This window comes from Actinomadura mexicana, assembly GCF_900188105.1.
GTDB classification, from domain to species: Bacteria; Actinomycetota; Actinomycetes; order Streptosporangiales; family Streptosporangiaceae; genus Spirillospora; species Spirillospora mexicana.
Window position 1 is genome coordinate 503,897 of record NZ_FZNP01000003.1, and the last position, 23,119, is coordinate 527,015.

Here is a 23,119-nt window from a genome sequence, read left to right on the forward strand (position 1 = left end):
ATCGGGTCACCGCTTGCGGCGGCCTCGATGCTCGGTGTCCTCCTCCTCCATTTCGATGCGCTCCTTGCGGACTTCGCCACCGACGGTCTCCTGTTCGGTCACGGTCTCCTTGGAGGCCCGCACCCGCTCCACCGGGGTCGTCTCCTTGGACACCACCGGTCGCTCTTCGTGCAGGACGACCTCGTGCTCGGCCTCGGTGATCTCCTGCCCGCGCAACGCCGCGTCCCGGTTCTCATCGGTGATCGGCTCGCGCTCGACCCGGACCTCCTCGTGGCTGACCGGGACGGTCACCTGCTGCTCCTCGGTGACCACGTACTTGCGCAGTCGGGCCCGGCCGGACTCCCGGGTCTCCGTGCCGACATGCAGCTTCTCTTCTGAGCGGGTCATCGCGTCGTCGGGCTCGTGGGCCCGCTCCGGTCCCGCCTCCGTCGGAGCGCCGGCGGGCTCCTGGCCGCCCGAGTCGATGCCGTAGTAGTGGTACAGCCGCTGTACCTCGGCCGCCGGAATGTGCTCGCCGGCTTCGAGGTCGACGTCGGGTGCCTGCTTGATGAAGTCCTTCTCGTATCCCGCCTCGACGTGGTCGGAGACCCACTCGGCCCGTTGGGCCGGGACGAGGGACTCCTTTGCGCCGAGCATCCCGGTCTTGACGCCCAGCCACTCGGGGCGACCGGTCCGGTCGTCCAGGAAGACGTGCTTGACGTCGCCGACCTTGCTGCCGCGCTCGTCGTAGAGCGGGTGTTCCAGCACTCGGGGAATCTGTTGTTCTGTAATCATCTGTTTCCTTCCTCTGACTGAGAAACCCCTACCGCTGAGAACCCAAAGAACCCGTCTTGAGTAGTAAATGTCCCTCAAAGCCTGATTTGCTCAGGCTTGTCGGCCTGCCTAAAACAACTCGCGTGGTGTCCCGACCTCGTCGGCAGACGCCCGGCCGGGCCTAGCTGAGAGGGTCCGGGGCCAGGTGACCGAGGTATCGGCCGATTCGTCTCGCCGCAGCGCGCGGTCAGCCCTTCTCGTAGATGATCTCGACGCGGCGGTTCTTGGCGCGCCCGGCGGGGTCGTCCTTGCCGCCCTGCTCGTTGGGGACGACGGGCTTGGTCTCGCCGTAGCCCCTGGCCTCGATCTGCGGGCTCGTCCCGGTCAGGGCCTTCGCCAGCTCGGCCTTGACCGCTTCGGCGCGCTGCTCGGAGAGCGTGAGGTTGTAGGCGGGTTCGCCGACGGAGTCGGAGTGCCCCGCCACCTGGACGGCGCCGCGGGCCCCGCGGAGGCGGGGAGCCAGCTCGGCTATGCGGCGCCGGGCGGCGCCGGTGAGCGTCGCCTTGCCGAAGTCGAACAGGACGTCCGCCGAGATGCGGACGGTGACCCGCGCCCCGTCGCCCTCTTCCTCCTCCAGGGAGACGACCGCCTGCTGCAGTTCGATGCCGTACACGGAGGCGCCCGTCTCGATGGGGAGGATGCTCTGGGTCAGGTTCAGGTCCGGCACTCCGGGGTCGGCCCCGGCGACGGCCGGGACGGCGAGCACGAGGGCCAGGGCGGCCGCGAGGACGGCCGGGCGGCGCACGCGGCTCACCGTTCGACCGGGATCTCGCGGAACGTGGGCCAGGTGCCGATCTGCACGTCGACGGTCTTCACGTTCTCGGGCGGGGCGGCGAAGGTGAAGTAGAACGGGGTGACCTGGTCGTTGGTCATGGTCGTGAAGATGTCGTCGGTCTCCAGCTCCTTGCCGCCGGAGTCCTTCACCACGACGTACCTCTTGAGGTTGACCGGGTCGATCAGCGAGGTGCCGAGACCGTGCTCGCCGTTGAGGCGGTAGGCGTTGAGGCGGTCCGGCCCGCCGGGGGGGACGTGCGGGGTGAGCTGCATGGTGAGGGTGGCCAGCCTCCCCCTCACCTTGAGGCCCATGACGGCGATGTCGATCTTGGCGCCCTGTGCCACGGGGCTGTCGAAGGTGCCCTTCACCAGCGGCTTGGCGGAGTTGTCGAAGCTCGCCTTGCCCGCCGAACCTGCGGCCTTCTCGCCGCCGGACGAGGGCGTGGACGAGGCCGGGCCCGAGCCCGAGGACGAGCCCGTCCCGGGCAGCGAGCAGCCGGCCAGGCCGCCGGTGAGGAGCAGGGCCGCCGCGGCGGCGGCCGCGAGGCGAGGTGCCAGAGCCATCGTCGTTCCTCTCGATCTGTCACATATGCAAATACTTGTTTCCGTGGCACCATGGGCTCAGAGGTCGCAGAACCTTGTGCGGTCGCGAATCTATCGTTTGCATCTGTAAATCGTCAAGAGGGGGTCGCCGGGTGAGCGTCGCCGAGGACACCATCGCCCGGAACCGCGCGCTGCAGGCCGAGTGGTACGGCGAGCCGCTCGGCGAGCGCGTCCGGCCGCTGCTCGGCCGCCTCGGAATGTCGCAGTCGGGGCTCGCCGGCGTGCTCGGGCTGTCGGCGCCGATGCTGTCCCAGCTCATGTCGGGCCAGCGCGCCAAGATCAGCAACCCGGCCGTCCTGCACCGCCTGATGGCGGTCGAGGACCTCGTCGCCGGGCCCGGCTTCGACGCCCTGACCGCCGCCGGGATCCAGGCGCGCCTGGAGGAGATCAAGGCGGAGTCGGCGGCCACCACGTCGGGGATGCGCGGCGCGGTCTCCGGACGCGTTCCGGCCGGGCCCGTGCCGGCGGGTCCTGAGGGCGGTGCGGAACGCGCGGCGGCCGAGCCGGCGCGGCTCGTCCAGGCCCTGCTGCGCGAGGTGGCGTCCGCCGCCGAGATCGAGGCGGCCGCAGGGCTCGTCGCCGACCGCTTCCCCGACCTCGCCGAGGTGCTGCGGGTGTACGGCACCGGCCGCACGAGCGAGGCCGAAGCGCACTTCGCCCGAACCGTGCTGAAGCAAACGCCGGGCGACCGGACGGTCATGCCGGAGCGGTCTCGTCTCGATTCACTTTGATCATAACGACTGGTTATGGGTCCCAGGGGCCGTGAAAGGGCGCTGAGCGGGCTAAAGTCTGTGGTCAGGGTCACATGCGGGTCTGCCTGTTATGTATGTCACAGCTCGTGGCGGGTGGCGTAGGGTCGCTTCGCTGGAAGCGCACACAAGGCGTCACCGCCCGCATGCGGCACGGTCTTCCCCCGCCGCGCGCGGCCCGGCCGGAGGCGCCCTGCCGCCGGCCGCGGCGCGACGGCCGCATGGTGCGCGCGGACCGTGGTACGGGGACACGACGACCCGAGCTCAGGAGAGCGATCGATGACCACTGTGGAGGCGCCGGCCAAGTCGCGCGCCCAGATCAAGGAACGCACCCTCCGCAAGGACAACTGGCGCCTGTATCCGGTCACGACCTTCGTGATCTTCACGGCATGGGTGGTGTACGCGACCGTCCGGGCCTTCTGGGGCGCGGCCTTCTACGTGCCGGAGTTCCACTACCTGACGCCGTTCTACTCCCCGTGCCTGAACGAGATCTGCGACAACGTCACGGTGGGCGACCACACGGGCGACGCGGCCGAGTTCGGGACCTTCCTGCCGGCGGCGACCCGCGGCTGGATCCCCTTCGCGGCGATCTCGCTGCCGTTCCTGCTGCTGTTCCGGCTGACGTGCTACTACTACCGCAAGGCCTACTACCGCTCGTTCTGGGCGTCGCCGACCGCGTGCGGCGTCCGAGAGCCGCACGGCAAGTACACCGGTGAGCGCCGCTTCCCCCTGATCGGCCAGAACCTGCACCGGTACTTCTGGCTCGCCGCCTTCGCCATCTCCCTCATCAACACCTGGGACGCGGCCCGCGCCTTCCACGGCAAGGACGGCGGGTTCGGCATCGGGCTCGGCACGGTCATCCTGGTCGCGAACGTGGTCCTGCTCTGGCTGTACACGCTGTCGTGCCACTCGTGCCGGCACGTCGTCGGCGGCCGGCTGAAGAACTTCTCCAAGCACCCCTTCCGCTACCGGATGTGGGGCTGGGTGTCCAAGATCAACCAGCGCCACGGGATGTACGCCCTGATCACCCTGGGGTCGCTGGTGGCGGCCGACCTGTACGTCGCGCTGGTCGCCAGCAGCACCATCTCCGACCTGCGCATCTTCAACTGAGGCCAAGGAATCATGACTGAGATCGAGAGGCACCTCTACGACGTCGTGGTGATCGGCGCGGGCGGCGCCGGGCTGCGCGCGGCGATCGAGGCGCGCCTCCAGGGCAAGAAGACCGCGATCATCTCCAAGTCGCTGTTCGGCAAGGCCCACACGGTGATGGCCGAGGGCGGCGCCGCCGCGGCGATGGGCAACGTCAACGCCAACGACAACTGGATGGTCCACTTCCGCGACACCATGCGCGGCGGCAAGTTCATGAACAGCTGGCGGATGGCGGAGCTGCACGCCAAGGAGGCCCCGGAGCGCATCTGGGAGCTGGAGCTGTGGGGCGCGCTGTTCGACCGCACCAAGGACGGCAAGATCAGCCAGCGCAACTTCGGCGGGCACGAGTACCCGCGGCTGGCGCACGTCGGCGACCGGACGGGCCTGGAGCTGATCCGCACCGCCCAGCAGAAGATCGTCGCCCTCCAGCAGGAGGACCACGCCGAGCACGGCGACTACGAGGCCAGGCTGAAGGTCTGGTCCGAGACCACGGTGACGCGGCTGCTGAAGGACCCCGAGGGCAAGATCTGCGGCGCGTTCGGCTACGTCCGGGAGACCGGCAGGTTCGTCGTGTTCGAGGCGCCCGCGGTGGTGCTGGCGACCGGCGGCATCGGCAAGGCGTTCAAGGTCACGTCCAACTCCTGGGAGTACACCGGGGACGGGCACGCGCTGGCCCTGCTCGCGGGCGGATCGCTGCTGAACATGGAGTTCGTCCAGTTCCACCCCACGGGGATGGTCTGGCCGCCGTCCGTCAAGGGCATCCTCGTGACGGAGTCGGTGCGCGGCGACCGCGGCGTCCTGCGCAACTCCGAGGGCAAGCGGTTCATGTTCGACTACATCCCCGAGGTCTTCAAGAACCAGTACGCCACCACCGAGGAGGAGGGCGACCGCTGGTACGACGACCCCGACAACAACAAGCGCCCCCCTGAGCTGCTGCCGCGAGACGAGGTGGCGCGCGCGATCAACTCCGAGGTCAAGGCGGGCCGGGGATCGCCGCACGGCGGGGTGTTCCTCACCGTCGTCGACCGGATGCCGGGCGGCGCCGCCGAGATCGTCAAGCGGCTGCCGTCGATGTACCACCAGTTCAAGGAGCTGGCGGACGTCGACATCACCAAGGAGCCGATGGAGGTCGGCCCGACCTGCCACTACGTGATGGGCGGGGTGGAGGTCGAGCCCGACACCGGCGCGGCCAAGGTGCCCGGCCTGTTCGCGGCGGGCGAGGTCTCCGGCGGCATGCACGGCTCGAACCGGCTCGGCGGCAACTCGCTGTCGGACCTCCTGGTGTTCGGCCGCCGGGCCGGGCTCGGAGCGTCGGAGTACGTGGACGCCCTTCCCGCGCGCCCCGCCGTCCCCGACGCCGAGATCGAGGCGGCGACGGCCGAGGCGATGGCCCCGTTCGAGCGGGAGGGCGGCGAGAACCCCTACACCGTCCACGCCGAGCTGCAGCAGACGATGAACGAGCTGGTCGGCATCATCCGCAAGGAAGAGGAGCTGCAGCAGGCGATCGCCTCGCTCGGCAAGCTCCGCGAGCGGGTCGCGGCCGTCAGCGTCGACCCCGTCGCGGTCGGCGACGGGCGCGGTTACCACCCGGGCTGGCACCTCGCGCTGGACCTGCGCAACATGCTGCTGGTGTCCGAGGCGGTCGCCAAGGCGGCGCTGGAGCGCCAGGAGAGCCGCGGCGGCCACACCCGCGACGACCACCCGGCCATGTCGGCGGAGTGGCGGAAGATCAATCTGGTCTGCTCGCTGGTCGGCGACCCGTCCTCCCCGCACGTCGAGCTGCGGCGCCAGCCGCTGGCGCCGATGCGGCCGGACCTGCTCGAACTGTTCGACAACGACGAGCTGAAGAAGTACCTGACCGCCGAGGAGCTGCCGACGAGCCCCGCCGGGCAGGCCCCCGCCGCCGACGCCGCGGAGAACGAGGAGGACGGCCGATGAGCTACGAGGCGAAGTTCAAGGTCTGGCGCGGCGACGACGGCGCGGGCGAGCTCACCGACTACACCGTCGAGGTGAACGAGGGCGAGGTCGTCCTCGACATCATCCACCGGCTGCAGGCCACGCAGGCTCCCGACCTCGCCGTCCGGTGGAACTGCAAGGCCGGCAAGTGCGGCTCGTGCTCCGCGGAGATCAACGGCATGCCGCGGCTGCTGTGCATGACCCGGATGTCGACCTTCGACCCGGGGGAGACGATCACCGTCACCCCGGTCCGCACGTTCCCGGTCATCCGCGACCTGGTCACGGACGTGTCGTTCAACTACCAGAAGGCGCGGGAAATCCCCTCGTTCGACCCGGGCGACGCCAAGCCGGGCGAGCTGCGCATGCAGCAGGTGGACGTCGAGCGCTCGCAGGAGTTCCGCAAGTGCATCGAGTGCTTCCTGTGCCAGAACGTCTGCCACGTCATCCGTGACCACGAGGAGAACAAGCCCGAGTTCGCGGGCCCGCGCTACCTGATGCGGATCGCGGAGCTGGAGATGCACCCGGCCGACCAGGCCGACCGGCGCAACATCGCCCAGGACGACCACGGGCTCGGCTTCTGCAACATCACCAAGTGCTGCACCGAGGTCTGCCCGGAGCACATCAAGATCACCGACAACGCGCTCATCCCGATGAAGGAGCGGGTCGTCGGCCGCAAGTACGACCCGCTGGTGTGGCTCGGCAGCAAGCTCGGCATCGTGCGCAAGGGCGAGGACACCCCGTCCGCCTGAACCGTCCGCCTGAACCGTCCGCCTGAACCGCCCGAACGGCTTTCGCGAACGTCCCCCGCCGCCCCGCGCGGCGGGGGACGTTCGCGTTTTCCGCCGCTTCCCGTCACGGGGCGCCGTTCTGGCAGGCGACGCTCCGTGGCCCGGCGGGCGGCGTGCCCCCGGCCCGCCGCCCGCCGTTCCGCCGTTCCCCGTGAACGCCGTGGACGCCGGGACGACCTCCGGCCGTGCACGCCGCGTCCAACACTGGCGCACCCTCGAATGTTCGAGTAGGGATAAGTGCACACAACGCGTGATTGAACCGTGATTCTCTCCCAGGAGGCGGGAACGCTCCAGGCCCTTTAGCGTTGTGGACATGAGCGCCCTCGAAGGTTCGTTCCTCGGCGATCTCACCCCGGCGGAACGCGAGGAGCTGACGGCCCGCGGCCGCGTCCGCGAGTTCGACCGGGGGGAGAGCCTCTTCGTCGAGGGGGAGGACCCCGGCTGGGTGGCGGTCCTGCTGCAGGGCCGGGTCAAGGCGTGCTCCTACCGCGAGTTCGGCGGCGAGACGCTCCTCGCGGTGCGCGGCCCGGGGGCGCTGCTCGGCGAGGTCGCCGCGATCGACGGGCTGCCCCGCTCGGCGACGGTCACGGCGCTCGAACCGGTGCGGGCGCTCGCGGTCACGGCCGACGAGTTCATGGCGTTCTTACAGGTGCACGGCCGCATCTCCGTCCTCATCATGCGGATGCTGTGCCAGCGCTGGCGCGACGCCGACCGCAAGCGTGTCGAGTTCGGCATGTTCGACGCGACGGGACGGGTCGCGCAGCGCCTCGTCGAGCTGGCGGAGCGGTTCGGCGTGCCCTACGACCGCCGGACGGGCGAGGCGGGCGGCGACAGCGTCCAGATCACGCTGAACCTGTCGCAGGAGGAGCTGGCGGGCTGGGTGGGCGCGTCCCGCGAGGCGGTCAGCAAGGCGCTGCGCACGCTGCGCCGGCACGGCTGGATAGAGACGGGCCGCCGCCGCCTCATCGTCCACGACCTCCAGGCCTTACGCCGCCACGCGCGCTGACCCGGTGCGGAAGGCGCGGAACGGCGACCCGTACGCTGTGCAGGATGCAGTTGCAGCAGCTCGCCTACTTCGTCGCGGTCGCCGAGGTACGCCACTTCACGCAGGCCGCCGAGCTGCTCCGCGTCGCGCAGCCTTCGCTGTCCAAGCAGATCCGCGCGCTGGAGAACGAGCTGAACGTGTCGCTGTTCAGCCGCGCGCGGGGCAACATCACCCTCACTCCCGCCGGCGAGGCGCTGCTCCCCCTGGCGAAGCGCATCCTGGCCGATGTCGACACGGCTCGCCTGGAGGTGCAGGAGCTGGTCGGCCTCAAGCGCGGGCGGGTACGGCTCGGCGCGACTCCGTCCCTGTGCGCGGGCCTGCTGGCGGACGTCCTGCGCCGCTTCCACGACGCGTACCCGGGGATCCAGCTCCTCGTCGAGGAGGGCGGCTCGCGCGACCTCGTCCGGGAGCTGACGCGCGGCTCGCTGGACATGGCCCTGGTCATCCTCCCCCTGCACGGCGACCCGCCCCTGGACACCACACCGATCCTGCGCGAGTACCTGGTGGTGGCCTCCCCGGCGGAACCCGAGCCGGGCGCCCCGGAGCGCTCCCCGAGGACCGCCCAGCTCCCGCGCCGCTCGTACCTGCGCATCGAGGACCTCCAGAACCGCCCGCTGGTAATGTTCCGTTCCGGATACGACCTGCGCGAGGCGACCATCAGCGCGTGCAGGGCCGCCGGGTTCGAGCCGAGGTTCGCGGTCGAGGGCGGCGAGATGGACGCCGTCCTGCGCTTCGTGGAGGTCGGGCTCGGTATCGCGGTCGTCCCCAGCATGGTGCTGGCCGGGCGGCCCGGCCTGCGCGGGACCCCCCTCGTGCTGGCGGACGAGGAGGCGCGCCGCGGCCGCCACGGCCCCGGCCTGCTCCGCACCATCGCGCTCGCCCACCGCAAGGACGTCGAGCTCACCCACGCGGCCCGGGCGTTCCAGGAGACCCTCCAGACGTTCCTCGTGGAGGCCGCCTTGGCGGGCAGCCTCCCCGCCGGCGTCGAAACCCTGGTCCACGCCTAGCCGGACGGGCGTCAGCCCTGTTGGAGGGTCAGGTAGTCGGCGGGGACGAGGTGGGGCGGGTTGGCCGCCTGGGTGGCGTCGGGTTCGATGATGCGGAACATGTCGAAGAGGACGATCGGCACCTCGCGGCCCAGCACCTTCCGGACGAGGCCCGTGGAGTGCAGGTGCCGCGCGGCGTCGATGCAGAGGTCGTCGAAGTGGGCGCAGAGCCGTTCGTCCTGCTCGTCCTCCACGTCCTCGCCGGGCTCGTACCAGAGGCCGAGGCGCTTCACCTCGTCCAGGTAGAGGGCGGTGCCCTCGGGGTCGGCGGGGTGGTGGCCCGCCGGGCCGGACTCCTCCAGCAGCATGTAGGCGTAGCTCCAGCGCACCTCCAGCGGGTCCGCGGAGGAGCTTTCGAGGTGCTGCCGGACGTTGCTCCCGGTGTTGTAGCCGATCGCCATGTACGGGTCGTAGGGGTAGTCCCAGAGTTCGTGGACGGTCGAGAACTCGCCGTGCGAGATCCGGAGCGAGATGACGTAGACGTCGGGGAGGAGGGCCTCGGGGAACGAGCGCAGGGAGTCCTCGGCGGCCCGGCGCATGTGCTGCTGGAGGGTCATCCCGTCATGATCGCGTATCGAGGGAGCGCAGGCGGGCGAGGATGCCGGCGCTCTGCGGGGTCTGGAGGTCCTCGAAGATGGCGAGGGCGCGGAGCCAGCAGTCGCGGGCGGCGTCCGGGCGGGACACCTGCATGTGGGCGCGGCCGAGGTTGTAGAGGGTCTCGCCCTGGCCGGGGCGGTCGCCGAACTCGCGGAAGACGTCCAGTGCCTTCTCGTAGTGGGCGATGGCGGTGTGCAGGCGGCGCAGGCCGTGGTGGGCATAGCCGAGGCCGTGCAGAACCCAGCCGAGGGTCCGCCCGTCGGACTCCAGCGCGATGCCGTGGGCCTGCTCGAAGTGGTCCAGGGACGAGCCGAAGTCGGCGAGCCCGGCGTAGGCGTAGCCGAGGGCCGTCAGCGCGCGCCCGGTGTTGCGGCGGTCGCCCATCGCGGCGGCCAGCAGCACCGACCGGCGGTGGTGGGCGACGGCCTCGCGGTACCGCTGGAGGCGGCGGCAGGCGTAGCCGAGCCCGTGCAGGGCCCACGCTTCGCCCCGGACGTCCCCGAGCCGGGAGAACACCTCGCACGCCGCGGTGAACAGCTCGGCGGACTCCTCGAACCGCCACCGGTTCTGGCTGGCGTAGCCGAGGCCGCCGAGCACGTAGGCGATACCGCGGTCGTCGCCGAGGAGGCGCGCGGATTCCAGGCCGTTGCGGAGCGCCTCGCTCCAGTCGGTCCTCGGGCCGCGGAGGAAGAAGAACGTCCACAGCGCGAGCGGGAGCCGCCAGGCGATGTCGTGGTGGCCCTCGGCGGCGGCGGCGCGGGCGGCGGCGACCAGGTTGAGCCGCTCGGTCTCGCACCAGCGCCGGGCCTCGTCCGCGGAGGCGAAGCGGAGGGCGCGGCCCGGCTCGTCCGGCAGCGGCGGGGCGGTGACGCGGTCGGGGCACAGCAGGCGGCGCGCGTTGCCGGCGGTGCCGAGGTACCAGCCGAGGACGCGGCGGACGGCGGCCGAGCGCTCCTGCGGCGCGAGCCCGGGACCGGGGTCGCGGCCGGGGTCGGGGGCGGGCACGCGGTACCGGCCCTCGGCGCGCTCCACCAGGCCGAGGTCGCCGAGAAGGAGCCGCGCCTCGGCGTCGGGGACGTCGATGAGGGCGGCCGCGGCCGGAACGGAGATCTCCGGGCCGGGGTGCAGGGCGAGCAGCCGGAGGGTCCGGGCGGTGTCCGCATGCGGCCAGGAGTCCGGCAGCCGCATCCAGGCCCGCTCCCGGACCTCCTTGACCGCGACCTGCGCGGGACGGAAGGCGGCCGCGCGGCACGCGGGGTTCTGCCGCACGACCTCCTCGAAGAACCAGCCGGAGGTGATCAGTGCGAGGACGCCGGGGGAGGCGCGCAGCGCGTCCTTGAGGGGGTCGGCGGCCAGCAGCCGGAACGCCTTGTTGATCGCGGTGCCGGCGACGCCGTGGTCGTCGTGGTGGATCTCGCCGGCGTGCACGGCGACGCGGACCCTGATGCGGGCGTCCGGCGGGACGCCGCCGTTGTGCCGTTCCAGCAAGGCGGCCAGCCGCGCCGGGAACACGCCGGCCAGCAGCTCCTTCGGCACGTCCGGCCGGATGAGGATCATGGCCCCGTCGCCCCGGTCCTCGCAGTAGCAGGAGGCCGCGGGCACGCCGGACTCGTCGAGGGCCCGCCGCAGGGCGCGGTATAAGCCCGCCCGTACGGCGAGCTGGTCCCCGTTCGTGCGGCGCCCGTAGCCCTCGACGTCCAGGCACAGGATCGTCCGGTGCACCGCCGGGCCGGCGCCGCCTGCACAGTGCATTAGCTCGTGCATATGCACCCCCTTATGCATGTGCGGCGCATGTTACGGCAAGATCGGCACCTGTCGAAGCGCTTGGGCGGACCGGCCGGCGATCGGGTCAGGCGGTCAGGAGATCCTTCAGCAGCCGGGCGCGGACGGCGTCGTCGTCGCCCTCCGCCGGATGCCAGGGGCAGGCGACGTCCAGGGCGGCCACGCGGCCGGTGGCCATGATCCGCCGGACGGACGCGACCACCGCGGCGCAGGACGGCCCGCCGCCGGCGGGGAACTTCAGCCCCGGCAGTTCGGCGGCGTCGACGACGTCCACGTCGACGTGCAGCAGCAGCGGGCCGGGGGGCAGCACCACGTCGTCGACCGGGCAGCGCCGGACCTGCGAGGACGCGAGGAACTCCGCCTCGGCCGGGTCGAGGTCGCGGGCGTCCACCAGCACGGCGCGGTCCTCCGGCAGCGCGCGCAGGCCCAGCCGGTCGGGGAGGAGCGCGGTGTCGGCGCCGAGGATCTGCCGGAGCGGCATCCCACCGAGGTAGCCGGACGTCGAGCTGTCCACCGTGTGGACGTCGCCGTGCGCGTCGAACCAGATGACGGAGGCGTCCACCCCGGCCTTCTGCACGCCCGCGAGGACGGCCTCGGCGGTCAGGCAGTCGCCCGACACCACGCGCGGCATCGAACCGCCGTCGATCTGGCCGGCGACCTCGGCGACGACCGGTTCGAACAGTGCCGCGACGCGCTGCCACACGTCGCCGTCGGGCAGGTCCGGCGTCACCGGGACGACGTCGAGTCCGGAAAGGGGGAAGGACGCGTCGGGGAGGCGTTCGTCCTGGTGGTAGGGGAGAAGTGTGATGGTCATTCGGACACATTAGAACGGTCCCGCCCGGTACTCCGGGCGGGACCGAGAACGAGGGGGGCGGCGGTTACCGCTTCTTCCCGCCGGCGGTGGCCTTGAGATAGTCGTGGTTCAGCCGGCCGATGACGTCCAGCGGGATGCCCTTCGGGCAGGCGACGGTGCACTCGCCGGTGTTGGTGCAGCCGCCGAAGCCCTCCTCGTCGTGGGTGTCCAGCATGGACACGACGCGGTCCCAGCGCTCGGGCTGGCCCTGCGGCATCAGGCCGAGATGGGTGACCTTGGCGCCGAGGAACAGGGCGGCCGAGCCGTTCGGGCAGGCCGCGACGCAGGCGCCGCAGCCGATGCACTCGGCGGCCTCGAACGCGCGGTCGGCGTCGGGCTTCGGGACGGGCGTCGCGTGCGCCTCGGGGGCGGTGCCCGTCGGCGCGGTGATGTAGCCGCCCGCCTGGATCATCCGGTCGAACGCCGACCGGTCGACGACCAGGTCCTTGACGACCGGGAACGCCTTGGCCCGCCACGGCTCGATGTCGATGACCTCGCCGTCCTCGAACTTGCGCATGTGGAGCTGGCACGTGGTGGTGGCGCGCTCCGGGCCGTGCGGGGTGCCGTTGATGACCAGCGAGCACATGCCGCAGATGCCCTCGCGGCAGTCGTGGTCGAACGCGACCGGCTCCTCGCCGGAGGCGATGAGCTTCTCGTTGAGGACGTCCAGCATCTCCAGGAACGAGGCGTCGGGGGAGACGTCGTCGAGCTTGTACTCGACCATCCCGCCCTTGTCCCGCGGGCCGCTCTGGCGCCAGACGCGCAGTGTGAGCTTCATTACTTGTACGACCTCTGCGTGGGCTTGACGTAGTCGAAGTTGAGGGCCTCCTTGCGGAGGACGGGCTGCGCGCCCTCCCCGGCCCATTCCCATGCGGCGACGTAGGCGAAGTTGTCGTCGTCGCGCTTGGCCTCGCCGTCCTCGTCCTGGCTCTCGGCCCGGAAGTGGCCGCCGCAGGACTCGGCGCGGTGCAGCGCGTCGATGACCATCAGCTCGGCCAGCTCGAAGAAGTCGGCGACGCGGCCCGCCTTCTCCAGCTGCTGGTTCAGCTCCTCGCCCCTGCCGGTGACCTTGACGCGCGCCCAGAACTCCTCGCGCAGCGCCGGGATGAGGTCCAGCGCCTTGCGCAGCCCCTCCTCGGTGCGCTCCATGCCGCAGTACTCCCACATGATGTGGCCGAGCTCGCGGTGGAAGGAGTCGACGGAGCGGTCGCCGTCGATCGACAGCAGCCGCTCGATGCGCGTCCGCACCCGCTCCTCCGCCTCGCTGACCGCGGTCTCGGCGACCGGGGGGAGGCTGTTGCGGGCGATGTAGTCGCCGATGGTGTTCGGCAGGACGAAGTAGCCGTCCGCGAGGCCCTGCATCAGTGCGGAGGCGCCCAGCCGGTTCGCGCCGTGGTCGGAGAAGTTCGCCTCGCCGATGACGAACAGGCCCGGGATCGTGGACTCCAGGTCGTAGTCCACCCACAGGCCGCCCATCGTGTAGTGGACGGCGGGGTAGATGCGCATCGGCGTGTCGTAGGGGTTCTCGCCGGTGATGCGCTCGTACATCTCGAAGAGGTTGCCGTACTTGGCCTCGACCTTGTCCCGGCCGAGGCGCGCGATCGCGTCGGCGAAGTCGAGGTAGACGCCGAGCCCGCCGGGGCCGACGCCGCGCCCCTCGTCGCAGACGTTCTTGGCCGCGCGGGAGGCGATGTCGCGCGGGACGAGGTTGCCGAAGGACGGGTAGATGCGCTCCAGGTAGTAGTCGCGCTCGTCGTCGGGGATGTCGTACGGCCTGCGGGTGTCGCCGGCCTTCTTCGGCACCCACACCCGGCCGTCGTTGCGCAGCGACTCCGACATCAGCGTCAGCTTCGACTGGTGGTCGCCGCTGACCGGGATGCACGTCGGGTGGATCTGGGTGTAGCAGGGGTTGGCGAACAGGGCGCCGTGCCGGTGGGCGCGCCAGGACGCGGTGACGTTCGAGCCCATCGCGTTCGTGGACAGGAAGTACACGTTGCCGTAGCCGCCGGAGGCCAGCACCACCGCGTCCGCCGTGTAGTGCTTGATCTCGCCGTCGATCAGGTTCCGGACGACGACGCCGCGCGCCCGCCCGTCCTCCATGATCAGGTCGAGCATCTCGTGCCGCGGGTACAGCTCCACGTTCCCGGCGTCCACCTGCCGCATCAGCGCCTGGTAGGCGCCGAGGAGCAGCTGCTGGCCCGTCTGCCCGCGCGCGTAGAAGGTACGGGAGACCTGCGTGCCGCCGAAGGAGCGGTTGTCGAGCAGGCCGCCGTACTCGCGGGCGAACGGGACGCCCTGCGCGACGCACTGGTCGATGATCTGCCGGGAGATGTCGGCGAGCCGGTACACGTTGGACTCGCGGGACCGGAAGTCGCCGCCCTTGACCGTCTCGTAGAACAGCCGGTACACGCTGTCGCCGTCGTTGCGGTAGTTCTTGGCGGCGTTGATGCCGCCCTGCGCGGCGATCGAGTGGGCGCGGCGCGGGGAGTCCTGGAAGCAGAACTGCTGGACGTGGTAGCCGGCCTCGCCGAGGGTCGCGCCGGCCGAGCCGCCGGCCAGGCCCGTGCCGATGATGATGATCTTCTTCTTGCGCTTGTTGGCCGGGTTGACCTGCTTGGCCTCGAACTTGCGGGTCGTCCAGCGCTCCTCGATGGCGCCGGCCGGAGCCTTGGCGTCGGCGATCGGCTCGCCGATCCTGTAGAAGCCGTGTGTCATGTCGTCAGCTGTCATGGGATCAGCTCACCCATCCGAACGTGATGGAGACGGGGACGGCGACGAAGCCGAGCGTGACGAGCGCGGCGGTGGTCGCGGCGAGGCCCCGCAGGGCGTTGTGGCTGCGCGGGCTGCGCATTCCCAGCGTCTGGAACGCGCTCCAGATGCCGTGGTTGAGGTGGAGGCCGACGAGCAGGACCGCGACGACGTACCAGACCGTGATGTACCAGCGGGACGGGTCGAAGTCGGCGACCACCCGCTGGTAGGGGGTGGCGTCGGCACCCTTGGGGTTCACGACGAAGAACGTGAGGTCCAGCAGGTGCCAGATGACGTAGACGGCGATGATGACGCCGCCGTACCGCATCGTGCGGGTGGCGTAGCCCTGCGCGTGCGACTTCTTCTTCGACTGGTACTTCACCGGGCGCGCGGCCGAGGCGCGGCGCGCGAGCGACACCGCCGACCACATGTGCAGCACGATCGAGGCGCCGAGCACCAGCTCGATGATCGTCAGCACCGTCCGCCGCGGCACCGCGGGCTCACCCATCGTGCGCAGCCAGTGCGCGTAGTGGTTGAAATCCTCCGCGCCGAGGAAGATCTTCAGGTTCCCGATCATGTGCGCGACCAGGTACAGCACGAGGATGCCGCCGGTGACGGCCATCACGGCCTTCTTGCCGACGGTCGATCGGTAGATCGCAGGTATCGCTATAGCCACGACCTGCACGCTATGTCCGGTTCGGTGATTCGTTCCAAGTCATGAGCGCACTTGTGGCGATAGCCGCAGGCTATGAACACACGCTGCGCGCGGCTTGTGTCCGTTCCGTGACACCGGTGCGGGTGAGGGACTTCACAGCGGGTGCGGAAACTCTGCCGGGGAGTGACCCAGTCGACATTGACGGAGGTCAGGGACTTGTGGTCAGCACGCTGGCCGGTCCGGTTCGGCGTTGCGCGACAGCAGCAGGACGGCGAGGTCGTCGGTCAGGGCGTCGCCGTTAAGCCGCTCCACCTCGGTCACCAGCGCGTCGATCAGCGACCGCCCGGCCGCGCCCCGGGTGCGCGCGGTGCGGGCCAGGCCGACCAGGCCGTCGGTGCCGAGCCGGTCCGAGCCCTCGCCGACGCGGCCCTCGATCAGGCCGTCGGTGTAGAGCATCAGGCCCCAGGACTCGCCGAGGTCGATCTCGGTGGTCGGCCACTCGGCGCCGGGCACGAGACCGAGCGCCGGGCCGTGGGCGTAGTCGGGGAGCGCCGCGACCTCGCCGCCCGCGCCCGGCGCGCCGCGGAACAGCAGCGGCGCGGGGTGGCCGGCGAGGTGCATCCGCGCGGTCCGCCGGGACGGCGCGATCGTGATCATGCAGAGGGTGGTGAAGATCTCCTCGCTGCGCCGCTCGTGCCCGAGGACGGTGTCGAGGGTGCCGAGCAGCTGCTCGCCGGTGTGCCCGGCCAGGACGAGCGTCCGCCAGGCCATGCGGAGCTGGACGCCGAGGGCCGCCTCGTCGGGGCCGTGCCCGCAGACGTCCCCGATCATCAGGTGGACGGCGCCGCCCTCGGTCTGCACGGTGTCGTAGAAGTCGCCGCCGAGCAGCGCCCGCCGCCGGCCGGGCCGGTAGCGGGTGTGGTGCCGCAGCGTCGGGTCCTCGATCAGCGGGACCGGCAGCAGGCCGCGCTCCAGCCGGGCGTTCTCGCGGCCGAGGATGCGGGCCTCGACGAGCCGCCGCTCGGTCTCCTCCGAGCGCTTGCGCTCTATGGCGTAGCGGATCGCGCGGGCCAGCAGCGGCCCGTCGACCTCCTGCTTGACCAGGTAGTCCTCGGCGCCCGCGGCGACCGCCTGGACGCCGAGGCGGCCGTCGTCCAGGCCGGTCAGCACGACGACGGCGGCGGGGCCGGACAGCGCGAGCACCCGCCGCAGCCCCTCCAGCCGGTCGATGTCGGGCGTGGAGAGGTCGACGATGATGCACTGGGTGCGCCGCGTCAGCATGCGCCGCGCGGCGTCCAGGTCGTTCGCGACGGTGATCCCCGCGTCCAGGCCGCTGTCGGCGAGCATCTTCTCCACCATGAGCACGTCGGTGGGGTCGTCGTCGATGAGGAGCAGCTCGATCCTGTCCTCGCTGCCTGGCGTGAGGGGATGCGTCTGGCGACTGATGGTGCTCACAGGGCTTCCGGGATGTCGGGCTGGCGACGGCACTGGCAACGACCGCGTCGTCCCGTTCGTCCCTGCGGCCGCAGGGAGCGGTACGGGCCGCACCGGGGCGGCGGCGTGGGCCTAGCCGCCAAGTGTCCCGGCTCATGGAGCGGAGGAAGCATCGCTCCGTACGGTGACGACCTTAGCGTGTCCCCGCGCCCTGGCGCACCCCCCGCGCTCGCCTTTGTCGGTGTTTCCGGACGGACCGAAACCTGTTTCCGCTGCTGAAAAACCAGTCGTGCGCCGAGGGTTCCGCTGCATAGCCTTCGTCGCGTGAAGCCGTTGCCGGTGAAAGATCCTGGCGGCCCCGACCACGTCGCGCGAGGGCGGACGACGTCCCTCGACCCCTGGAGCGCCTCCCGCGCCGATCGCGGAGCCCCCGCGCGCTACCTGCTCTCGCTGCTGCGCGTCCAGTGGCGCAGCGTGACCGCGGGCGCCCTCCTCGGCGTGGCCTGGATGCTCAGCCAGGCCCTGATGCCAGCCGCGCTCGGCCGCGCCATCGGCGACGGCGTCGCGGCGCGGGACGAGGGCGCCCTCGTGACGTGGGCCGCCGTCCTGCTCGGCCTCGGCGCCGTGCAGGCCGTGACGGGCGTGCTCCGGCACCGGTTCGCCGTGTTCAACTGGCTTTCCGCCGCGTACCGGACCGTCCAGCTCGTCACCCGGCAGTCCACCCGCCTCGGCTCGAGGCTGCCGAAGCGGCTGAGCGCCGGAGAGGTGGTGAGCGTCGGCCTCTCCGACGTGTCGCACATCGGCGACACCCTCGACATCGCCGCGCGCGGGTCGGGCGCCGTGGTCGCGATCGTCGTCGTCGCCGGGATCCTGCTGTCGACGTCGCCGCCGCTCGGCCTGATCGTGCTGGTCGGCGTCCCGCTGATCCTGGTGGTCGCGGCGCCGCTGCTGCGCCCCTACCGCGAGCGGGAGCAGGCGCACCGCGAACTGGTCGGCGAGCTGACCACGCACGCCACCGACCTGGTCGCGGGGCTGCGGGTGCTGCGCGGCATCGGCGGCGAGGCGCTGTTCTCCGGCCGCTACCGCGCGGAGTCGCAGCGGGTGCGCGAGGCCGGGGTGGCGGTCGCGCGGGCCGAGACGCGGATGAACGGCGCCGAGGTGCTGCTGCCCGGCCTGCTGGTCGCGCTGGTCACCTGGGCCGGCGCCCGGTTCGCCGTGCGGGGGTCGATCGGCGTCGGCGAACTGGTCGCGTTCTACGGGTACGCGGTGTTCCTGATCGTCCCGCTGAAGACCCTCGGCGAGGCCGCCAGCAAGATCACCAAGGGGCTGGTGGCGGCGGGCCGGGTCACCGCGCTGCTGCGGCTCGACCCCGAGCTGCCCGCCACCGGGACGGCCCGTCCGGCGGCCGGCGCCGAGCTGGTCGACATCGCCTCGGGGCTGGTCGTGCGGCCGGGCCGGGTCACCGCGATCGCCGCGTCCGACCCGCGTGACGCGCAGGCCGTCGCCGACCGCCTCGGCCGGTACGAGGACGGCGAGGTCGACTTCGGCGGCGTCCCGCTGCGCGCGGTCGAGGACGTCCGCGAGCGGATCCTGGTCGCGGTCAACGAGGACCGGCTGTTCTCCGGGCCGCTGGCCGAGTCGCTCGCGCCCCACGCGGGCGAGGCCGTGCTCCGGGCGGCGGTCCGCGCCGCCTGCGCCGAGGACGTCGTCGACTCGGCCGGTCTCGACGCGCACGTGGCCGAGGCCGGACGGGAGTTCTCCGGCGGCCAGCAGCAGCGCCTCCGCCTGGCCAGGGCGCTCGCCGCCGACCCCGACGTCCTCGTCCTGGTGGAGCCGACCAGCGCGGTGGACGCGCACACCGAGGCGCGCATCGCCGGCAGGCTCGCCGAAGCGCGCGCGGGCCGCACCACCGTGGTGTGCACGACCAGCCCGCTGATGCTGGACCGCGCCGACCACGTCGCCTTCGTCCGCGGCGGCGTGGTCGTCGCGGAGGGGACCCACCGGGAGTTGCTGGACGCCGAGCCGCGCTACGCGGCGACCGTCACCAGAGGCGAGACCGCGGAAAGGGCGGGAACGTGAGCGCCCAGATCCTGCCCGTCGCGACGCCCGCGCAGGTGCGGGCCTATGCGCGGCGGCTCGTCCTGCGGCACCCGCGCGACCTCGCCGGAGTGCTGGCCCTGCACGCGCTGGCCGCCCTGACCGGGCTCGTCACGCCGCGGCTGCTCGGCTCGCTGGTCGAGGGCGTCCGCGACGGCCGCGCCGACATCGACACCACCGGTCTGGCCATCGCCGGGTTCGTGGTCGTCCAGAGCGTGCTGATCCGGTACGCCTACCTGGCGTCGGCGAAACTGGGCGAGCGGGTGCTGGCCGAACTGCGCGAGGAGTTCGTCGACCGCGTCATGGCCCTGCCGCTGTCCACGGTCGAGCGCGCGGGCACCGGCGACCTGGTCACCCGCGCCTCCCGCGACGTGGACACGCTGAGCACCTCCGTCCGGTACGCGATGCCGGAGACCCTCGTCGCCGTGGTCGTGGGCGGGTTCACCGTCGCCGCGCTGATGCTGAACGGCCCGCTCGTCGCGCTGCCCGCCCTGGTCGCGGTGCCGATGCTGGTGGCGGTGATGCGCTGGTACCTGCCGCGCGCCCACAACGGCTACCTGCGGGAGAACGCGTCGTGGGCGCGCATCGCCGACGGGCTGACCGAGACCGTCCAGGGCGCCCGGACCGTGGAGGCCCTCGGCCTCGCCGAGCGCCGGCACGAGCGCGGCGACGCCGACATCGCGGCGTCCTACAAGGTGGAGCGGTACACGCTGCGGCTGCGCACGGTGCTGTTCCCGGTGATGGAGATGAGCTTCGTCCTGCCCGTCGTGTCGACGCTGCTCGTCGGCGGCCTGCTCTACATCAACGGCATGGCGACGCTCGCGCAGGTGACCGCCGCGACCCTGTACGCCCAGCAGCTCATCGAGCCGGTCGACACGCTCCTGCAGTGGCTGGACGAGCTCCAGCTGGGCGGCGCGTCCCTGGCCCGGCTGCTCGGCGTCGGCAACGTCCCGCCCGACCGCACGCCGAACGGGGGCCGGCCCGCCGGCGAGCGGATCGCGGCGCGCGACGTCCACTACTCCTACCGCCGCGGCCACGACGTCCTGCACGGCGTGGACCTCGACCTGCGGCCGGGCGAGCGCCTGGCGATGGTCGGGCCCAGCGGCGCGGGCAAGTCGACGCTCGGCCGCCTGCTCGCCGGCGTCGACGGCCCGCGCGCGGGCGCGGTCACCGTGGGCGCGGGCCGCGGCGTTCCCCTGGTCGAGCTGCCCCTGGACGACCTGCGCGGCCATGTCGCGCTGGTCACCCAGGAGCACCACGTGTTCCGGGGCACCCTCCGCGAGAACCTCGTGATGGCCCGCGAGGGCGCCTCCGACGACGACGTCCGCCAGGTCCTGGCCGCCGTCGACTGGGACGGCCCCGGCCTCGACACCGTCGTCGGCTCGGGCGGCGAGCCCCTGTCGCCCGCCCAGGCCCAGCAGCTCGCCCTGGCCCGGCTCGTCCTCGCAGACCCGCACACGCTCGTCCTGGACGAGGCGACGTCCCTCCTCGACCCGCGCGCCGCCCGCCGCCTGGAACGCTCGCTCGCCGCCGTCCTGGACGGCCGGACCGTCGTCGCCATCGCCCACCGCCTCCACACCGCCCACGACGCCGACCGCGTGGCCGTGGTGGAGAACGGCCGCATCACCGAACTCGGCACCCACGAAGAACTCCTGGCCGCCCAGGGCTCCTACGCAGCGCTTTGGAGCTCCTGGCGGAGTTGATTGCGTTTTCTCCTCCTTCGGGCCTGGCGGCCCTGCTGTGCCTATTGCAGTGCCCTCCTCCTTCGGGCCCGGGGGGCCCTCCATCGTCGGGCACTGCGGGCGATCGCCGGCATCGCTCCGGCTCGCCTTGCGGCTCGCTGCGCGATCAGATTCTTGCTTCGCTCGAATCTCCCTTCGGACGCGATCGCAACCATGAGGTCGTTGCGGGGTTGCGCATGGGCCTGATGTCGGCGCCGACCGCTATTGGCTCGCGAGCGACTCCTTCAGGAAGTGGACTTGGATGTGGAGGAGGTTTTCGGCGACGACTTCTTGCGGGGTCATGTGGGTGACGCCCGACAGGGGGAGGACGGTGTGCGGGCGGCCGGCGGCCAGGAGGGCCGAGGACAGGCGCAGGGTGTGCGCGGCCACCACGTTGTCGTCCGCCAGGCCGTGAATGATCATCAGCGGCCGCTTCAGGTCGGCGGCCCTGCCGAGGAGGGAGTTGTCGGCGTAGTTCTCCGGCTCCTCGTCGGGATGGCCCAGGTACCGCTCGGTGTAGTGGGTGTCGTACAGGCGCCAGTCGGTGACCGGGGCGCCCGCGACGCCCGCGTGGAAGACGTCCGGGCGGTGCATGACGGCCAGGGCCGCGAGCCATCCCCCGAACGACCAGCCCCGGATGCCGACGCGGTCGAGGTCGAGGGCCGCGGGGTGCTTGCGGGCCGCCTCGATCAGCGCGCTGATCTGGTCCTCCAGGACGGGCCCGACGAAGTCGCCGCGTACGGCGCGCTCCCAGGCGGGACCGCGTCCGGGGGTGCCGCGACCGTCCGCGATCACGACGGCGAAGCCCTGGTCGGCGAGCCACTGCGCCTCGCAGTACGAGCGCTGGACGGCGAGCACGCGCTGCGCGTGCGGGCCGCCGTAGGGGTCCATCAGGACGGGCAGGCGGCCGTGCCCCGGCTCCCAGCCGGTGGGCAGCACGACGGCGGTGCGCAGCTCGCGGTCGCCGGAGCGCAGCAGCTCCACCCGCGGCGTGATCACCGGGGTCTCGGCGAACGAGGCGACGGGGTGCACCGCGGTCGGCGTGCGCACCTCGGCCTGCGAGCCGAGGCGGTCCAGCCGCGCGCCCGAGACCACGGTGACGTCCCCCGACCGGGTGCCGCCGAAGACGCCCGGCCCCTCGCTGAGCCGGGTCACCTCGCCGCCCTCGTAGGAGTAGAGGTGGACCTCGGTGGGCTCCTCCCAGGCGGTGAACAGGATCGACTCGCCGTCCACGCCGAGGACGGAGCGCAGCTGCAGGCCGCCGGGCGTGACGGGCTCGCCCGCGACGGTGAGCCGGCGGGTGTCGGTCCCGGCGTCCTCGGTCGCCCAGACGAGGTCGCCGCCGTGCGTGCGGACGGGCAGGCCGGGGATGACCTCCGTCCATATCGGGTCGTGCTCGGTGTGCAGCAGCACCGTCTCGCCGTTGGTCGGATCGACCCGCAGCACCCGCTGGGAGCGCTGGTCGCGGGGCTGCACGACGATCAGCAGGCCGTGCCGGTCCCAGACGGCGGTCACGAGGTAGGGGAACATGCCGCGGTCCCAGTCCACCGCGATCCGTCCGCCGTCCACCTTCAGCAGCACCAGGGACACCAGGGCGTTCGGGGTGCCCGCCGCCGGGTAGGCGACCTCGGACGGCGGCCGGTCCGGGTTGGCCGGGTCTGCGATGTGCCAGCGCTGCACGGGCGTCTCGTCCACCCGCGCGACCAGCAGGGTCCCGCCGTCGGGCGACCACCAGTGGCCGCGCATCCGGTCCATCTCCTCGGCCGCGACGAACTCGGCGAGGCCGTAGGAGACCTGGTCGGACTCGGGCTCGACGAGAGCGCGGTCCTCCCCGCCGTCCAGCTCGACGACCCGCAGCGTGCGGCCCGACACGTAGGCGACGCGGCGGCCCATCGGGTCGGGGCGCGGGTCGAAGACCGGCGGCCGGGCGGGCAGCTCCCGCACGAGCGCGGTGCCGAGGTCGACGGTGTACAGGCGCCCGCCCAGGGTGAAGACGGCCCGCCTCATGGCGCGGTCGGTCGCGTACCCGACGATGCCGCCCGCCTGCTCGCGGGCGCGCTCGCGCCGGGCCCGCTCCTCGGCGGGCAGGTCCTCCTCGCCCGGGACGTCCAGCGCGGCCGGGTCGGCGACGCACTCCTCCTCGCCGGTGGCGGTGTCCAGCGTCCACAAGCAGGTCACCGGATCGTCGCCCGCCCGGGTGCGCAGGAAGGCGACGCGCGACCCGTCCGGCGCGATCTGGAAGGCGCGCGGGACGCCCAGGCTGAACCGTCGCGTGCGGGCGCTCTGCCGCGGATAGCTGATGCTCATGG

19 protein-coding genes are annotated in these 23,119 nt (G+C 72.1%); 8 read left to right on the plus strand and 11 right to left on the minus strand.

The features are described 5' to 3' along the window. Nucleotides 1–6 precede the first annotated feature (6 nt). The 3 genes from CHC11_RS10760 to CHC11_RS41225 form a co-directional block, all read right to left on the minus strand. Nucleotides 7–747 (minus strand): DUF2382 domain-containing protein, encoded by a 741-nt coding sequence (locus CHC11_RS10760; protein WP_245919042.1) that lies wholly within the window; start codon nucleotides 745–747, stop codon nucleotides 7–9. A gap of 253 nt (nucleotides 748–1,000) precedes the next feature. After that, entirely contained in the window at nucleotides 1,001–1,567 is a 567-nt protein-coding gene (locus CHC11_RS40180; RefSeq protein WP_179278780.1) for an OmpA family protein, read from the minus strand. Further along, nucleotides 1,564–2,151: a hypothetical protein gene (locus tag CHC11_RS41225; protein ID WP_179278781.1), complete on the minus strand. Its 588-nt coding sequence runs from the start codon at nucleotides 2,149–2,151 to the stop codon at nucleotides 1,564–1,566. Before CHC11_RS41225 ends, CHC11_RS40180 begins: the two co-directional genes overlap by 4 nt. Nucleotides 2,152–2,282: 131 nt before the next feature. Here CHC11_RS41225 and CHC11_RS10770 point away from each other — a divergent pair, with 131 nt between their 5' ends. The 6 genes from CHC11_RS10770 (at nucleotide 2,283) to CHC11_RS10795 (ending at nucleotide 8,884) form a co-directional block, all read left to right on the plus strand. Continuing rightward, nucleotides 2,283–2,921 (plus strand): helix-turn-helix domain-containing protein, encoded by a 639-nt coding sequence (locus CHC11_RS10770; protein ID WP_089311489.1) that lies wholly within the window; start codon nucleotides 2,283–2,285, stop codon nucleotides 2,919–2,921. Nucleotides 2,922–3,218: 297 nt separating this feature from the next. Further along, nucleotides 3,219–4,049 carry a hypothetical protein gene (locus CHC11_RS10775; protein ID WP_089311490.1) on the plus strand — a complete coding sequence of 277 codons (831 nt, stop codon included), beginning with the start codon at nucleotides 3,219–3,221 and terminating at the stop codon, nucleotides 4,047–4,049. Nucleotides 4,050–4,061: 12 nt separating this feature from the next. Beyond that, complete coding sequence (locus CHC11_RS10780) at nucleotides 4,062–6,026, plus strand: fumarate reductase/succinate dehydrogenase flavoprotein subunit (RefSeq protein ID WP_089311491.1); 1,965 nt, start codon at nucleotides 4,062–4,064, stop codon at nucleotides 6,024–6,026. Then, a complete protein-coding gene (locus CHC11_RS10785; RefSeq protein ID WP_089311492.1) occupies nucleotides 6,023–6,793 on the plus strand; it encodes a succinate dehydrogenase/fumarate reductase iron-sulfur subunit in 771 nt (256 codons plus the stop codon). Before CHC11_RS10780 ends, CHC11_RS10785 begins: the two co-directional genes overlap by 4 nt. Before the next feature lie 352 nt (nucleotides 6,794–7,145). Further along, complete coding sequence (locus CHC11_RS10790) at nucleotides 7,146–7,838, plus strand: Crp/Fnr family transcriptional regulator (RefSeq protein WP_089311493.1); 693 nt, start codon at nucleotides 7,146–7,148, stop codon at nucleotides 7,836–7,838. 44 nt (nucleotides 7,839–7,882) lie between these two features. Next, nucleotides 7,883–8,884 carry a LysR family transcriptional regulator gene (locus CHC11_RS10795; protein WP_089311494.1) on the plus strand — a complete coding sequence of 334 codons (1,002 nt, stop codon included), beginning with the start codon at nucleotides 7,883–7,885 and terminating at the stop codon, nucleotides 8,882–8,884. A gap of 11 nt (nucleotides 8,885–8,895) precedes the next feature. Here CHC11_RS10795 and CHC11_RS42035 read toward each other — a convergent pair whose 3' ends face one another. The 7 genes from CHC11_RS42035 to CHC11_RS10830 all read right to left on the minus strand — a co-directional run bounded on the left by CHC11_RS42035 (nucleotide 8,896) and on the right by CHC11_RS10830 (nucleotide 17,013). Further along, nucleotides 8,896–9,480, minus strand: coding sequence for a hypothetical protein (locus CHC11_RS42035; RefSeq protein WP_218826006.1), 585 nt, complete (start codon nucleotides 9,478–9,480; stop codon nucleotides 8,896–8,898). A gap of 4 nt (nucleotides 9,481–9,484) precedes the next feature. Further along, nucleotides 9,485–11,284: a tetratricopeptide repeat protein gene (locus CHC11_RS10805; protein ID WP_143227015.1), complete on the minus strand. Its 1,800-nt coding sequence runs from the start codon at nucleotides 11,282–11,284 to the stop codon at nucleotides 9,485–9,487. A gap of 85 nt (nucleotides 11,285–11,369) precedes the next feature. Further along, nucleotides 11,370–12,116, minus strand: coding sequence for an arginase family protein (locus CHC11_RS10810; RefSeq protein WP_089311496.1), 747 nt, complete (start codon nucleotides 12,114–12,116; stop codon nucleotides 11,370–11,372). A gap of 64 nt (nucleotides 12,117–12,180) precedes the next feature. After that, nucleotides 12,181–12,933: a succinate dehydrogenase/fumarate reductase iron-sulfur subunit gene (locus CHC11_RS10815; protein ID WP_089311497.1), complete on the minus strand. Its 753-nt coding sequence runs from the start codon at nucleotides 12,931–12,933 to the stop codon at nucleotides 12,181–12,183. After that, on the minus strand, nucleotides 12,933–14,870 hold the full coding sequence (locus CHC11_RS10820) for a fumarate reductase/succinate dehydrogenase flavoprotein subunit (protein ID WP_089311498.1): 1,938 nt from the start codon (nucleotides 14,868–14,870) through the stop codon (nucleotides 12,933–12,935). The genes CHC11_RS10815 and CHC11_RS10820 overlap by 1 nt, the downstream gene beginning before the upstream one ends. Nucleotides 14,871–14,889: 19 nt before the next feature. Further along, a complete protein-coding gene (locus CHC11_RS10825; RefSeq protein WP_089311656.1) occupies nucleotides 14,890–15,579 on the minus strand; it encodes a succinate dehydrogenase cytochrome b subunit in 690 nt (229 codons plus the stop codon). 201 nt (nucleotides 15,580–15,780) lie between these two features. After that, nucleotides 15,781–17,013: a PP2C family protein-serine/threonine phosphatase gene (locus CHC11_RS10830; protein WP_245919044.1), complete on the minus strand. Its 1,233-nt coding sequence runs from the start codon at nucleotides 17,011–17,013 to the stop codon at nucleotides 15,781–15,783. 303 nt (nucleotides 17,014–17,316) lie between these two features. Between CHC11_RS10830 and CHC11_RS10835 the strand changes: the two genes are divergently transcribed. Together CHC11_RS10835 and CHC11_RS10840 are read left to right on the plus strand one after the other, a co-directional pair. After that, nucleotides 17,317–19,071, plus strand: a complete 1,755-nt coding sequence (locus CHC11_RS10835) for an ABC transporter transmembrane domain-containing protein (RefSeq protein ID WP_245919046.1) — start codon at nucleotides 17,317–17,319, stop codon at nucleotides 19,069–19,071. Further along, nucleotides 19,068–20,792 carry an ABC transporter ATP-binding protein gene (locus CHC11_RS10840; RefSeq protein WP_089311500.1) on the plus strand — a complete coding sequence of 575 codons (1,725 nt, stop codon included), beginning with the start codon at nucleotides 19,068–19,070 and terminating at the stop codon, nucleotides 20,790–20,792. Before CHC11_RS10835 ends, CHC11_RS10840 begins: the two co-directional genes overlap by 4 nt. A gap of 240 nt (nucleotides 20,793–21,032) precedes the next feature. On the opposite strand, the gene CHC11_RS10845 is transcribed toward CHC11_RS10840, so the two are convergent. Beyond that, entirely contained in the window at nucleotides 21,033–23,117 is a 2,085-nt protein-coding gene (locus tag CHC11_RS10845) for a S9 family peptidase (protein WP_089311501.1), read from the minus strand. Nucleotides 23,118–23,119 lie beyond the last annotated feature (2 nt).